This is a genomic window from Streptomyces huiliensis (assembly GCF_020037025.1).
In the GTDB taxonomy this organism is placed as follows: domain Bacteria; phylum Actinomycetota; class Actinomycetes; order Streptomycetales; family Streptomycetaceae; genus Streptomyces; species Streptomyces huiliensis.
Genome location: NZ_JAIQLH010000284.1, coordinates 1 through 13,803, shown reverse-complemented (window position 1 = coordinate 13,803; position 13,803 = coordinate 1). Strand labels below are relative to the sequence as shown.

The 13,803-nt window shown below is 77.1% G+C and carries 1 protein-coding gene and 1 pseudogene; both read right to left on the bottom strand.

The genetic code is table 11. The features are described from left to right. Nucleotides 1–4,022: non-ribosomal peptide synthetase (locus tag JNW98_RS31230; protein WP_223771668.1), on the bottom strand; the 4,022-nt coding region annotated here is incomplete at its 3' end. Continuing rightward, nucleotides 4,019–13,774, bottom strand: a pseudogene (locus tag JNW98_RS31225) (amino acid adenylation domain-containing protein); the annotation flags it as partial. The gene JNW98_RS31230 and the pseudogene JNW98_RS31225, both read right to left, overlap by 4 nt. Between the last annotated feature and the right edge of the window lie 29 nt (nucleotides 13,775–13,803).

Genomic DNA, 13,803 nt, shown 5'->3' with positions numbered 1-13,803 from the left:
GGGGCGACGAGCGTCGGCTCCTCGACGCCGGCCAGGGCCGTGCGCCACGCCTCCTCGCCGGCGGCGGTGTCCTGGGCGTGCAGCCAGGCGAGGAAGTCCCGGTACGGGAGCGGCTCTTCGCCCTCGGGGCTCGCCTGGGAGCCGGTGGTGACGAGGGCGTGGCAGTGGGCCAGCAGCTCCTGGAGGAACAGCCCGGACGACCAGCCGTCCCAGAGGAGGGTGTGGTTGGTGACGAGGACGTGCTGCCGGCCGTCGGGGGTGAGGACGGAGACCAGGCGCAGCAGCGGCGGGTTCGTCAGGTCGAAGCGGGTGCGGGCCTCGGCGTCACGGAGCCGGGCGAGTTCGGTCTCGGCGGCCTCGGGCGCGAGACCGCGCAGGTCGGCCTCGGTGACGGGCACGTCCACGGCGTCCGGGACGTACTGGACGGGCTCGTCGAGGCCGTCGTGCAGGAAGCCGGCGCGCAGGTTGGGGTGGCGGTCGAGGACGGCGGTGACGGCGGTGCGCAGCACGTCGACGGGGACGGGCCGGCGGAGGGTGACGACGTCGCGGGAGGTGTAGACGTCGAGCGCGTCCTCGTCGTAGAGGGCCTCGAAGAGGAGGCCGCGCTGGAGCGGCGAGAGCGGCCAGACCTCGGCCCCCGCGGGCACGGCGGCGAGGGCCTCGTCGCTCGGCCGGGGCAGCTCGGGGGCGGTGAACGGCTCGTCGGCGGCCGTTCCCCCGCGGGCGCGCTCGGCGAGCCCGGCGGGCGTGCGGCCCTCGAAGACGTCGCGGGGGCTGAGGGCGAGGCCCTCGGCGCGGGCGGCGCCGACGAGGCGGATGGAGGTGATGCTGTCGCCGCCGAGGCGGAAGAAGTCGTCGTGGACGCCGGCCCGGGGCAGGTCGAGGACCTCGGCGAAGACGCGGCAGAGCAGCGCCTCGGTGGCGTCGGCCGGTTCGCGGTCGTCGGTGTGCCCGGCGTAGTCGAGGGCGTCGTCGGACGGCAGCGCGGTCCGGTCGATCTTGCCGTTGACGTTGAGCGGGAGCGCGTCGAGGACGGCGAAGGCGGACGGCACCATGTACTCGGGCAGCCGCGCCGCGCAGGCGGCCCGCAGCTCCCCGGTGTCCGGGGTGGCGCCGGGGGCGGGGACGACGTAGGCGACGACGCGCTTGACGCCGGACGCGCTCGTGCGGACGAGGACGGCGGCGTGGCCTACGGCCGGGTGGTCGGCGAGGACGGCCTCGATCTCGCCGAGTTCGATGCGGTAGCCGCGGATCTTCACCTGGTCGTCGGTGCGGCCGAGGAAGTCCAGGCCGCCGTCCGGGCGGCGGCGGACGAGGTCGCCGGTGCGGTACATGCGGCTGCCGGCCGGCCCGTAGGGGTCGGCGACGAACCGGGACGCGGTGGTGGCGGGGCGGTCGAGGTAGCCGCGGGCGAGCTGGGCGCCGGCGAGGTAGAGCTCGCCGGGGACGCCGACGGGCACGGGCCGCAGCCAGCCGTCCAGGACGTGGGCGCGGGTGTTGCGGAGCGGCCGGCCGACGGTCGGGGTGGGGCTGTCGGCGAGGTCGGCGGCGAGGGCGTCGACAGTGAACTCGGTGGGCCCGTAGTAGTTGACGCAGGTCAGGCCGGGCGCGCCGTGCAGCCGCGCCCACAGCGCCTCGGGCACGGCCTCGCCGCCGAGCAGCAGCACGGCCGGGCGGTGCGGGGCGTCGGCGTCCAGCAGCCCGCTGTCCAGCAGCTGCTGGGCGTAGGTGGGGGTGACGTCGAGGGTGTCGACGCGGTGCTCCCGGGCGTACGCGACGACGCCCTCGGCGTCCCGCCGCTCGTGCTCGCCGAGGACGTGCAGTTCGTGGCCGCCGACCAGCCAGATGAGCTGCTCCCACGAGGAGTCGAAGGAGAACGAGGCGGTGTGCAGGGCGCGCAGCCGGTCGCGGCCGGTGGCGCGGACGGCGTCGGCGAAGACGGTGTCGAGGTGGTCGTGGGCGAGCGCGGTGAGGCCGCGGTGCTCGATGACGACGCCCTTGGGACGGCCGGTGGAGCCGGAGGTGTGGATGATGTACGCGGGGTGGCCGGGGGCGACGGGCTCGCCGCGCTCGGCGTCGGTGAGCGGCCCGGCGGGCAGCGCGTCGAGGGCGGCGCGGACGTCCGGATCGTCGAGGAGGAGAACGACCGTGCCGGGGAGTTCGGGCAGCCGGGCGGCGACCTCGCGGGTGGCGACGAGGAGGGCGGGCCGGGCGTCGTCCAGGAGCAGGGCGAGGCGCTCGTCGGGGTGGTCGAGGTCCAGCGGCAGGTAGGCGCCGCCGGCCTTGAGGACGGCGAGGATCGCGGTGACGGACGCGGTGGAGCGCGGCAGGGCGAGGGCGGCGACGCGCTCGGCGCCGAGGCCGCGGTCGCGGAGCAGCCGGGCGAGCCGGTCGGAGCGCGCGTCGAGTTCGGCGAAGGAGACCTGCTCGGTGCCGCCGCCGAGGGCCGGGCCCGCCAGGGCGGTGGCGTCGGGCGTGCGGGCGGCCTGCGCGGTGAACAGGTCGGTGACCGTGCCCGCCGGGACGGGGTGTTCGCCGCCGTCGGCGGCGGCGGTCAGCTCCTCGCCCTCGCCGGGCAGCAGGGTGTCGAGCCGGGCGAGCGGGGTGTCGGGCTGGTCGGCGAAGAGGGTGAGCAGGCGCAGGAAGCGGTCGGTGACGCGGCGGGCCGCCGTGGCGTCGAACAGGTCGGGCCGGTAGCCGAGTTCGAGGCGCAGGGTGGCGCCGGGCAGCACGGACATCGTCAGCGGGTAGTGCGTGGCGTCGCGGGCGCCGAGGCCGGTGACGCGCAGCCCGCTCGCGGCGGCGGCCGCGCCGAGGGTGTCGGAGACGTCGTCGCTGCCGCTGTAGTTCTCGACCACGAGCAGGGTGTCGAACAGCGGCCCGTCGACGGCGGTGAGCCGCTGGATGCCGCCGAGGCCGAGGTGCTGGTGGTCCATGAGGGCGGCCTGCTCGGCCTGGACGGCGGCGGCGGTCCCGGCGAGGGTCGCGTCGGGGGCGAGCCGGACACGGACCGGCAGGGTGTTGATGAACAGGCCGACCATGCTGTCGGCGCCGGACAGGTCGTCCGGGCGGCCGGAGACGGTCGTGCCGCTGACGACGTCGGCGGCGCCGGTGAGGGAGCCGACGAGGACGCCCCAGAGGGTGTGGGCGACGTTGCCGAGGGTCAGGCCGCGGGCGCGGGCCACGGCGGTGACGGCGGCGGTGAGTTCGGCGCCCGCCTCGGTCTCGACGGTGCCGGGTTCGACGGCCGCGCCGAGGGCGGCGCCGGGGGCCACCGGGTGGGGCTCGGTGAACCCGTCGAGGGCGGCGGCCCAGGCCCGGCGGGCGGCCTCGGTGTCGCGGGTGGCGAGCAGTTCGAGGTGGTCGCGGTAGGGGCGGACGGGCGGCAGGACGGCGAGGTCGCCGCGCGAGCCGACCAGGGTGAGCAGCTCCCGGACCAGGATCGGCATGGACCAGCCGTCGAGGAGGAGGTGGTGGCAGGTGATCACCAGGCGGGCGCGGTCCGCGTCCAGGCGCAGCAGGGTGAGCCGCAGCAGGGGCGGTTCGGCGAGGTCGAAGCGGTAGTTCCAGTCCTCGGCCATGGCCGTGCGGACCGCGTCCTCCTGTGCCGCCGCGTCACCGGCGAGGGCGGTGAGGTCGCGCTCCCGCACCGGGGTGTCGACGTCCCGCGGGACGAACTGGACGGGCTCCTCGCCGTCGTCGTACCAGAAGCCCGCGCGCAGGTTGGCGTGGCGGCGCAGCAGGGCGTCGGCGGCGGCCGTCAGGTCAGCGGTCTCCAGCGGGCCTTCGAGGTCGAGGTGGGACTGGACGACGTAGACGTCGCGGGCGTCCTCGTCGTAGACGGCGTGGAAGAGGAGGCCCTCCTGGAGGGAGGACAGGGGGTAGACGTCCTCCAGCGCGGACCCCGCTGCGGAGTCGGCCTGGGTCGGTGCGGTGGCGTCGTTCATGGTGGGGTTCTCGGTCCAGGAGGGTGTGGGGGCGGTGGGCTGCCGGTCGGGGCTCATCGGCCGGTCGGGGTTCATCGGCGCCTGCGCAGGCGGGCTTCGAGGCGGTCGATGCGCTTCTGGTCGAGGCTGACCAGGCGGACGTCGGACGGCGTGATGCCACCCGCGTGCGGGTCGGCGGTGTGCCGGGCGAGGGCGTCGAGCGCCGTGAACAGGCGGTCGGCGAGGTCGGCCACCTGCTCGTCGGTGAACAGGGCCTGCGGCCAGCTCCATTCGACGGCCAGTTCCGGCCGGCCGTCGGCGCCGGTGGTGACGACGGCGTCGAGTTCCAGCGGGTACGGCACCGGCATGGCCGGGTCGGGCGCGGCGCCCTCGGCGACGGCGGCCCGCTCCGCGTCGGGGGCGAAGGGCCAGCGGCCGTCGCGCGGTCCGCCCTGGTGGTCGGTGCGCCCCCGGTAGTTGAAGAGGAGCTGCGAGGCGGGGAGCGCGGCGAGCAGCGGCGCGGTCTGCGCGTTGAGGTGGCGCAGCAGACCGTGGCCGAGGCCCCGGTCGGGGGCCGCCCGGAGCTGCTCCTTGACCCGCTTGAGGGCGTCGCCCGCCGCCGGGCCGCCGGCCAGGGCGGCGGGCACGTCGAGCGCGGAGACGTCCAGGCGGACGGGGTGGACGGTGGTGAACCAGCCGACCGTGCGCGACAGGTCGGGGGTGAGCCCGGCCGTGTCGCTGCCGCCGCGGCCGTGGCCTTCCAGGTCGATCTGGAGGGCGCCGGTGTAGGCGGCGGGCAGGGCCGGGTTCGCGGCCCGGCGCCAGTCGGCGGCGGCGAGGGCGAGGCCGGCCAGCAGGACGTCGTCCACGCCGGCGGAGAACGCCTGCGGCACGGCGGTCAGCAGGGGCGCGGTGCGGTCCGCGGGCAGGGTGCGGCGCAGGGTCCGCAGGGTGGCGGTGGTGTCGCGGCGCGGGTCGACGGGCGTACGGGACAGCGGTGCCTGCGGCCCGGCGAGCGCGGTCCGCCAGTAGGTGGCCTCGGCGGTACGGGCCCGGGTGTGGGCGTGCTCCAGCAGCTGCGCCGTCCAGGCGCGCAGCCCGGTCGCCTCGGCTTCGAGGGCGGGGGTACGGCCTTCGGCCCGGGCGGCGTACGCCTCGGCGAGCTCGGGGAGCAGGACGCGCCACGAGACGCCGTCCACGGACAGATGGTGGACGGTCAGCAGCAGCCGGCCGTCGGCGTCCGGCCCGGCGTCGCCGTGGACGGCGCGCAGGACGGTGCCGGTGGCGGGGTCGAGCGCGGCGGCGGAGGCGTCGGCCTCCTTGACGAGCAGGTCCCGCAGGGCGTCGGCGTCCAGTCCGGTGAGGTCGGCCTGACGGAGGGTGGCCGGGTCCGTCACGGCGGGGGCCGTGTCGGCGGGCAGGATCTCCTGCGTCCAGAGTCCGTCGGTGCGGTCCAGGCGCAGGCGCAGGGCCGGGTGGTTGCGGGCGAGGTCGGCGAGGGCCGCGCGCAGCGGCTCCGGGCGGAGTCCGGCGGGGACGGTGAGCAGCACCGACTGGTTGAACCGGTCGACGGGACCGCCGTGTTCGCGCAGCCAGTGGACGACGGGCAGCAGGGGCAGTTCGCCGTCCTCGGCCACGGGCGCCGCGACGGGCTCTTCGGTGACCGCCGTGCCACCCACGGCGGCCAGCGCGGCCGGGGTCGGGTGCTGGAACACGTCCTTGGCGGCGACGGCGAAGCCGGCCTTGCGGGCGGCGCCGACGAGCTGGATGGAGACGATGCTGTCCCCGCCGAGGGCGAAGAAGTTCTCGTCCTCGCCGACGTCGGGCAGGCCCAGGACCTGGGCGAAGACCGCGGCCATGGCGGCGGCCGGGGTGGTGTTGCCGGTAGGGGCCGGGGCGGCGGCCGGGCGGGGTGCGCGGCCGGGCTCGGGCAGGGCCTTGCGGTCGAGCTTGCCGTTGACGCTCAGCGGCAGCGCGTCCAGCAGGGCGATGACGGCGGGGACCATGTGCGCGGGGAGCCGCGCGGCGAGGGCGTCGCGCAGGTCCTGCGGGTCGGGCGTGGCGCCGGCGGCCGGGACGGCGTAGCCGACGAGCTGCCGGGCGCCGCCGGGGGCCAGAGGCCGGGCGACGACGGCGGCCTGGGCGACGGCCGGCAGGTCGGCCAACGCCGCCTCGATCTCGCCGAGTTCGATGCGGAACCCGCGGATCTTCACCTGGTCGTCGGTGCGGCCGAGGTACTCGACGGAGCCGTCGGCGCGGCGCCGGACGAGGTCGCCGGTGCGGTACATGCGGCTGCCGGCGGGCCCGTAGGGGTCGGCGACGAAGCGGGACGCGGTGAGGCCGGGCCGGTCGAGGTAGCCGCGGGCCAGCTGGACGCCGGCGAGGTACAGCTCGCCGGGGACGCCGACGGGAGCCGGGCGCAGGGCCGCGTCCAGGACGTGCAGGCGGGTGTTCCAGACGGGACGGCCGATGGGGACGACACCGGCGCCGGGCTCGGCCCGGTGGTGGGTGACGTCGACGGCGGCCTCGGTGGGCCCGTACAGGTTGTGCAGCTCGATGTGCGGCCACAGCGCGGCGAACCGGTCCACGGCGGCGGCGGGCAGCGCCTCACCCGAGCAGAAGACGCGGCGGACGCCGCGCAGCCCGGCGCGGACCGCCTCGTCCTGCTCGGCCGCCGCGGTGAAGGCGGTGAGCATGGAGGGGACGAAGTGGGCGGTGGTGACGCCGGTTCCGGCGGCGAGCCCGGCCAGGTAGTCGGGTTCGCGGTGGCCGCCGGGTCGGGCGAGGACCACGGCCGCGCCGCTGACCAGCGGCAGGAAGAACTCCCAGACGGAGACGTCGAAGCTCGCCGGGGTCTTCTGGAGGATCCGGTCCGCGGGCCGGATGCCGTACGCCTCCCGCATCCAGTCGAGGCGGTTGACGATGGCCTCGTGGGTCACCACGACGCCCTTGGGGCGGCCGGTGGAGCCGGAGGTGTAGATGACGTACGCGGCGTGGTGCGGCGCGGCCTCGGCCGGGACGGCGACGGCCGGGCCGGGCTCGTCGACCACGACGACGGGCGTCCCGTCGAGGCGCGGCAGCCGGTCGCGGACGGCGCCGACGGTGACCACGGCCACCGGCGCGGCGTCGGCCACCATGTCCGTGAGGCGCTCGGCCGGGTGGTCGAGGTCCAGCGGCAGGTAGGCGGCGCCGGCCTTCAGGACGCCCAGCAGGGCGACCATCAGCTCGGCCGAGCGCGGCACGGCGACGGCCACGATCCGGTCGGGCCCGGCGCCGAGTGCGGCCAGCCGCCCGGCCAACGCGCCCGCCTGCTCGCCCAGTTGGCGATACGTCAGCTCCTCGTCGGCATACCGGACGGCGAGCGCGTCCGGCGTCGCGGCCAGCCGCTCGGCGAACCGGGTGACAAGAGTGCCCGGGGCCACGGGGTGCTCGGTGGCGTTCCACTCCCCCGCCAGCGCCCGGCGCTCGCGCGGGCTGGTCACGTCCACGCGGTCCAGCGGCCGGCCGGGGGCGGCGAGGGTCTGCTCCAGGACGTGCAGCAGCCGCTCGGCGAGCAGTTCGGCGGTGGCGTGGTCGTACAGGTCGGCCGCGTGGATGACGGTGAGGTCGGTGTGCGCGCCGTCGGCGGACTCCACGAAGGTGAACGCGAGGTCGAAGCGGGCGGCGTGCAGCGGGTCGGGGAGCAGCGTGGTCCGGGCGCCGAAGAGGGCGTCCAGGCCGGCGGCCTCCTTGCGGTGCTGGACCATCACCTGGAACAGCGGGTGCCGGCCCAGCGACCGCTCGGGGCTGACGATGTCCACCAGCCGGTCGAAGGGCAGGTCCTGGTGGGCGAGGGCGCCGAGCACGGTCTCCCGGGACCGCTCGACGAGCCGGTCGAAAGTGAGGGCGGCGCCCTCGGGGGCGGTCAGGTCGTGCCGCATCACGAGGGTGTTGACGAAGAAGCCGACGACGTTCTCGACGGCCTCGTCCGCGCGTCCGGCGACGGGCGTGCCCAGGGCGACGTCCGTGCTCCCGGCGAGGGTGCCCAGCAGCAGGGCGCCGGCCGCCTGGGTGACCATGAACGGGGTGACGCCGGTGCGGTGCGCGTAGGCGCGCAGCGCCCGGTGGAGGGCGTCGGGCAGCCGCAGCCGGACGGCGCCGCCGCGGCCGCTCGGCTCGGCCGGCCGGGGGCGGTCGGCGGGCAGCGTCAGCTCGTCGGGGAGGCCGGCGAGCCGCTCGGTCCAGTAGCCGGTCAGGCGCTCGTCGGCGGGCAGGTCGCGCTGCCACAGGGCGTGGTCGGCGAACTGCAGCGGGAGCGGCTGCCAGACGGGCGCGGCGCCCCGGCGGCGGGCGGCGTAGGCGGCGTCGAGGTCGCGCAGGAGCACGCCCTCGGACCACTCGTCGCCGACGATGTGGTGCAGCGCCACGCACAGCACGTGCGTCTCCGGCCCGGCCGTGACCAGCGTGGCGTGCACCGGGGGCGCGGCGGCCAGGTCGAAGGCGCGGGCACCGGCCTCGGCGACGGCCTCGTCCAGCCGCTCGGGGGCGACCTGCCGAACCTCGAACGGGATCCGGGCCTCCTCTGCAGTCAGCACCTTCTGGTACGGGCGTCCTTCGGTGTCCGGGAAGGCGGTGCGCAACGCCTCGTGGCGGGCGACGACGTCGGTGAACGCGGCGCGCAGGGCGTCGGCGTCCAGCGGTCCGTCGATCCGCAGCGAGCAGGGGATGGTGTAGGCGGCGCTCGGGCCCTGGAGCTGCTGGAGGAACCAGAGGCGGGCCTGCGCGGGCGACAGCGGCACCTCGGCCGGGCGCTCGCCGGCGGTGGGGCCGGGGCGGTCCGTGCCCGCGCCGTCCATCCGGCGCGCGAGGGCTGCGGGGGTGCGGGCGTCGAACAGGTCGCGGATGGTGACGGGTGCGCCGAGGGCCGTGCGGACGCGGCCGACGAGGCGGGTGGCGAGCAGGGAGTGGCCGCCGAGGGCGAAGAAGTCGTCGTCGGGGCCGACGGCGGGCAGGCCGAGGACGTCGGCGAACGCACCGCACACCAGGGCCTCGCGTTCGTCGCGCGGCGCCCGGCCGCCGCCACCGGCCGTGCCGGCGAAGGCGTCGGCGTCGGGCTCGGGCAGGGCCTGCCGGTCGAGCTTGCCGTTGACGTTCAGCGGCAGCGCGTCCAGGAGGACGATCGCGGACGGGACCATGTACTCGGGCAGCCGCTCGGCGAGCGCGGCCCGCAGGCCGGCCGGGTCGGCGGCGGCACCGGGCGCCGGGACGGCGTAGCCGACGAGGCGCTTGACGCCGCCGACCGCGCCGCGCGCCAGCACGGCGGTCTGCGCGACGGCCGGCAGGGCGGCCAGCGCGGCCTCGACCTCACCGATCTCGACGCGGAAGCCGCGGATCTTCACCTGGTCGTCGTCGCGGCCGAGGTAGTCGAGGGTGCCGTCGGCGCGCCAGCGGACGACGTCGCCGGTGCGGTACATGCGGCTGCCGTCGGGGCCGTACGGGTCGGCGACGAAGCGGGACGCGGTGAGGCCGGGCCGGTTGCCGTAGCCGCGGGCGAGGCCGGGGCCGGCGATGTAGAGCTCGCCGGGGACGCCGGCGGGCACGGGCCGCAGCCGCGAATCGAGCACGTACACGCGGGTGTTGCCGATGGGCCGGCCGACGGACGGCGCGGGGCTGTCGTCGAGGGCGGCGCCGAGGGTGTCGACGGTGTACTCGGTGGGGCCGTAGAAGTTGTGGCCGATGACGCCCTCGGTGTCGCGGATCCGGGTCCACAGGGCGTCGTCGACGGCCTCGCCGCCGAGCAGGAAGAGCACCGGGCGGTGCCCGTCCCCGTCCAGCAGCCCCCACTCGACGAGTTGGCGGCCGAACGACGGGGTGACGTCGAGGGTGTCGATGCGGTCGGCGCGCAGCCGGGCCGCGAGGGCCTGCGGGTCGCGGCGCGACTCCTCGGTGTAGACGTGCAGTTCGTGGCCGCAGACCAGCCAGAGGAGCTGTTCCCAGGAGGAGTCGAAGGAGAACGAGGCGGTGTGCGCGGCGCGCAGCCGGCGCCCGCCGGCGGCCTCCACGGCGCGGGCGAAGACGGTGGAGCGGTGGTGGTCGAGCATGTTGACCAGGCCGCGGTGCGGCACCTGGACGCCCTTGGGGCGGCCGGTGGAGCCGGAGGTGTGGATGACGTAGGCCAGGTCGTCGAGGGCGGGCCGGCGCGGGGTGACATCCGGGTCGGCGTCGTCGCGCACGTCCTCCAGGAGGACGGCGGTACGGCCGTCGAGGGGTAGCCGCTCCACGACCTGACTGACCGTCAGTACAGCGACCGGGGCGGCATCGTCCAGCATGAGCGCCACGCGGTCGGCCGGGTGGTCGAGGTCCACCGGCAGGTAGGCGGCGCCCGCCTTGAGGGTGCCGAACACGGCGGCGACCAGGTCGGCGGAGCGGGGCAGGGCCAGGGCGACGACGGTGTCCGGGCCGGCGCCGAGGGCGGTGAGGCGGCGGGCGACGGCGTCGGCGCGGGCGCCCAGCTCGGCGTAGGTCCACCGCTGGCCGCCGCAGACAACGGCGGTGGCGTCGGGCGCCGCCGCGACCTGGGCCTCGAAGGCGTCGACGACCGTGCCGGCGGGGACGGCCCGCTCGGTGGCGTTCCAGGCGCGCAGCACGGTGTCGCGCTCGGCCGGGGCGAGGACGTCGAGGGAGCCGACGGGCGCGTCCGGTCGGGCGGCCATGGCGTCGAGCAGGCGCAGCAGGCGGGCGCCGAGGTCGGCGGCGCGGGCGGCGGTGAAGGTGTCGGGCCGGTACTCGACGGTGATGCGCGGGGCGTCGCCCGGCAGGACGAGGACGGACAGCGGGTAGTGGGTGGCGCCGCGGTTGCCGATGCCGGTGACGCGCAGCCGGCCGGGGCGGCCGGACGGGTCGGGGGCCGTCAGCTCGTCGGCGTCGACGGGGTAGTTCTCGAAGACCAGGAGGGTGTCGAAGAGGGTGCCGAGCCCGGCCTGCGCCTGGATGTCGGCGAGCCCCGCGTACTGGTGGTCGAGCAGCCGCGACTGCTGCCCCTGGAGGCGGGCCAGGGCGGCGGCGACGGTCTCGTCCTCGTCCACCGTGAAGCGGACGGGGATGGTGTTGCTGAAGAGGCCGACGATGGACTCGACGCCGGGGATGTCGGCGGGCCGGCCGGAGACGGTGGCGCCGAAGACGACGTCGGTGCGGCCGGTGAGCCGACCCAGCAGGACCGCCCAGGCGCCCTGGACCAGGGTGTTGAGGGTCAGGCCGTGGTCGCGGGCGAGCGTGGTGAGCGCGGCGACCGTCTCGGCGGGCAGCGGCAGGTCGACCTCGCCGGCCGTGGCACCGGCGGCCGGGTCGCCGTCGGCGAGGGTGTCGGCGAGCAGCGTCGGGGCGGTGAGGCCGTCGAGCGCGGTGCGCCAGGCGGCGGTGTGCGCTGCGGCGTCCTGGCGGTCGAGCCAGGCCAGGTGGTCGGCGTAGGAGGCGGCGGGCGGGAGGGCGGAGGCGTCGCCGCCGGCCGCGTAGGCGGCGATGATCTCGCGCAGCAGGACGGGGGTGGACCAGCCGTCCATGACGAGGTGGTGGCGGGTCAGCACCAGCCGGTGCCGCTCGGCGCCGAGGCGCAGCAGGGCGCAGCGGAGCAGCGGCGGCCGGGTGGGGTCGAACGGGGTGGTGGCCTCGGCGGTCTCGACGGCCTCCACGGCGTCGGCCGGGGCGTCCGTCAGGTCGTGGACGGTCCACGGGACGGTGACCCGGGCGGCGACGGTCTGCACCGGCCGGTCGGCGGCGGTGTGGTCGAACGCGGCACGCAGGGCGGGGTGGCGGTTGGTCACCGCGTCCACGGCGCGGCGCAGGGCGGCCTCGTCGAGCGGGCCGGTCAGCTCCAGGCCGGTGAGGGAGGTGTAGAGGCCGTCGGCGCCGGTCTCGTAGAGGGCGTGGAAGAGGAGGCCGTCCTGGAGCGGGGAGAGCGGCCAGACGTCCTCGGTGCCGGGCCGGGCGTCGAGGACGCGGTCCAGGGCGGCCTGGCCGAGCCCGGCGAGCGGGACGTCGGAGGGGGTCGGCCGGGGCTCGCCGGCCTGGGCGGCCCATTGGGCGAGGCCGTCCAGGGCGCGGAACCAGCGGTCGCCGAGGTCGCGGACGGCCTCCTCGGTGAGGACGCCCTCCGGCCAGGTCAGGACGGCGGTCAGCTCGGGGCCTTCGGCGCGGTCGTGGACGAACGCGCCGATCTCCAGGGCGTGCGCGGCGGGCAGTCCGGGGTCGCAGGCGGCGGCGAACGCGTCGCCGGCCGGCGTCCAGGGGGCGTCGCCGGTGGTGAACCGGCCGAGGTAGTTGAAGAGGAGCTGCGGCGCGGGGGTGGCGGCGAGTTCGGCGCGCGCCTCGGGGTCGAGGTACCGCAGCAGGCCGTAGCCGGTGCCGTCGTCGGGCAGGGCGCGGAGCTGTTCCTTGACGAGGCCCAGGGCGCGCCCGGCGTCGGCCGGGTCGACGCCTTCCAGGTCCAGGCGGGCGGGGTACTCGCTGGTGAGCCAGCCGACGGTACGGGAGGTGTCGGCGCCGGGGACCAGGTGGTCCTGGCGCCCGTGGCCCTCCAGGCGCAGCAGCAGGTCGGCGGGGGCCGACGCGCCCTGCCGCTCGCGCCGGCGGCCGACGACGGCCAGCACGAGGCCGGTGAGCAGCACGTGGTCGACGCCGGCCCGGCGGGCGGCGGGCACGTCGGCGAGCAGCGGCGCGGTGCGGTCTGCGGGCAGGGTCAGCCGCAGAGTGCGGCTGGTCGCGGCGGTATCGCGGACCGGGTCGACGGCCCGCTCCCCGAGCAGCGGCCCGGCGCCGGGCGCCAGCACCTCGCGCCAGAGCGGCAGTTGGGCGCGGACGGCGTCGGAGCCGGCGGCGGCGTGCAGCCCCTTCGCCCAGCGGCGCAGCGGGGTGCTCGCCGGGGCGAGCTCCTCGCCCTCGTAGGCGGCTCGCAGATCGGGCAGCAGGATGCGCCACGACACGCCGTCGACGGCGAGGTGGTGCACGGCCAGCACGAGCCGGCCGGGCGCGTCGGGGCCGAGGTCGCACCAGGTGGCGGCGAGCACGGTCCCGGCGGCGGGGTCGAGCCGGTCGACGGCGGCGGCACGCTCGCGCTCGACGGCGGCGTCGAGGTCGTCTTCGTCGGCGATGTGGACGCGGTGGAGGGTGACGCCGGGGTGGGTGGGCCGGACCTCGGTGGTCCAGGTGGCTCCGTAGCCACCGGACTCGCCGTCCGCGTCGCGGCCCGGCACCAGCCGTATCCGGAGCGCGTCGTGATAGCGCGTCAGCTCGTCCAGGGCGCCCGTGAGCCGCTCCGGGTCCAGCCCCGCGGGGGCGGTGACGACCGTCGTCTGGGCGAAGCGCCGTATCGGGCCGCCGCGTTCGCGCAGCCACTCGGTGATGGGGGTGGCGGGCAGCGGGCCGGTGGCGTCCTCGCGGCGGTCCTCGGCCGCTGCTTCGTCGCCGGCCAGGCGCTCTGCGACGGCGGCCACGGCCGCGATCGTCTTGCGCTCGAAGACGGTCCGGGGCGTGACGCCCCAGCCGGCCTGGCGGGCGCGGCTGCCGAGTTGGATGGCGGAGATGCTGTCGCCGCCGAGGGAGAAGAAGTTGTCGTCGACGCCGACGGCGTCCAGGCCGAGCACGTCGGCGGCGACCTCGGCGAGCACCCGCTCGGCCTCGGTGCGCGGGGCGCGGGACGCGGGCGCGGCGGCGGGGGCCGGGTCGGGCAGGGCCTTGCGGTCGAGCTTGCCGTTGAGGCTGAGCGGCAGGGCGTCCAGGAGGACGACGACCGGCGGCACCATGTGTTCGGGCAGCGTGGCGGCCAGCGCGGTCCGCAGCTCCTCGGGGTCGAGGGCCTGTCCGGCGGCGGGCACGGCGTAGCCGACGAGGCGGCGGGCGCCGC